The organism is Ruegeria sp. CJ3, assembly GCF_056536725.1.
This window is the reverse complement of the sequence record NZ_JBQFQE010000023.1, coordinates 1-1,511: the sequence shown is the minus strand read 5'-3', so window position 1 is coordinate 1,511 and position 1,511 is coordinate 1. Positions and strand designations below refer to the sequence as shown.

Below are 1,511 nucleotides of genomic sequence, written 5' to 3'. Positions count from 1 at the left end.
GGTCATTTGCTAAGAGAGTGTTTGTCGCTCATCGTCACCACCGAGGAGTGGAAGATGAGAAAGCCAACGAAGAGCCCCGGCGAGAAGATCGCCAAAGACATCAAGCGCGCGACACGCAAGCAATATTCCAGCGAAGAGAAGATCCGGATCGTGCTGGATGGGCTGCGCGGCGAGGACAGCATTGCAGAGCTGTGCCGCCGGGAGGGCATATCCCAGGGTCTGTACTACAAATGGTCGAAGGACTTTATGGAAGCCGGCAAGAAGCGTCTGGCTGGCGATACTGCGCGGGCTGCGAACACAGACGAAGTGAAGGAACTGCGCCGTGAAGCCAAGGATCTCAAAGAGGTCGTTGCTGAACAGACGCTCGAGCTGCGTCTTCTCAAAAAAAGCATGCTCGGGGATGGGGACGACCACGAATGAGGTATGCTGCATCTGAGAAGCTGGAGATCATTCGCCTGGTCGAGGAAAGCCATCTGTCAGCGCGTCGGACACTGGCTAAACTGGGCATCCCCCGCACCACATTCTACCGCTGGTACGACCGGTATCTGCAGCGTGGTGAGGCTGGCTTGCAGGATCGATCTCCCAAGCCCAATCACGTTTGGAACCGCGTTCCCGTCGAAGTGAAGCGCAAGGTTGTCGATCTGGCACTGCAGGAGACGGAACTGTCACCACGCGAGCTGGCCGTGACGTTCACCGATCAAGAACGCTACTTTGTCTCGGAATCCACAGTATATCGCACGCTCAAGGCGCATGATCTGATCACCAGCCCGGCCTTCATCGTGCTCAAGGCTGCCAATGAGTTCCAGCACAAGACGACGACCATCAACCAGCTTTGGCAGACCGACTTCACCTATATTAAGGTAACCGGCTGGGGCTGGTTCTATCTCAGCACGGTCCTCGACGATTACAGCCGCTACATCGTCTCCTGGAAGCTCTGCACGACCATGCGGGCTGAAGATGTGACCGACACGCTGGACTTGGCATTGCAGGCATCCGGCTGCGGCCAGGTGCATGTCGTTCACAAGCCACGTTTGCTGAGCGACAACGGATCAAGTTACGTCTCAGGGGATCTGGCTGAGTGGCTGCAGGACAAGGGCATGAAGCACTCGCGCGGTGCGCCATATCATCCACAAACGCAGGGCAAAATCCCTCTCGTGACATTGCTGCGCAATGCACTGTCGGGCAGTGGAACGATGGCATCAAACCCTGAAGAACCGCATCCTGCTGGAAAACTACTTCTTGCCGGGTGATCTCGAAGCTCAGATCGAAGCCTTCGTCGACCACTACAACCACCACCGCTATCACGAGAGCATCAATAACGTCACACCCGCCGACGTCTACTTCGGGCGCGACAAAGACATTCTGAAACAAAGGGAAAGGATCAAACAAAAGACATTCGAAGCGCGACGCTTGCATCACCGCAAACACGCCGCATAATCAAGCCAAACAGATGAGCCAAACTCTCTCTTAGTTCAGGCCGCCTTTAGTTCCACAAACTCTGACGACGGACA

At 55.8% G+C, this 1,511-nt stretch carries 1 pseudogene; it reads left to right on the top strand.

Features of this window, described 5'->3' with window-relative positions:
- The first annotated feature begins 54 nt into the window (after positions 1–54).
- A pseudogene (locus ACR0J1_RS19360) lies at positions 55–1,437 on the top strand (IS3 family transposase).
- Positions 1,438–1,511 lie beyond the last annotated feature (74 nt).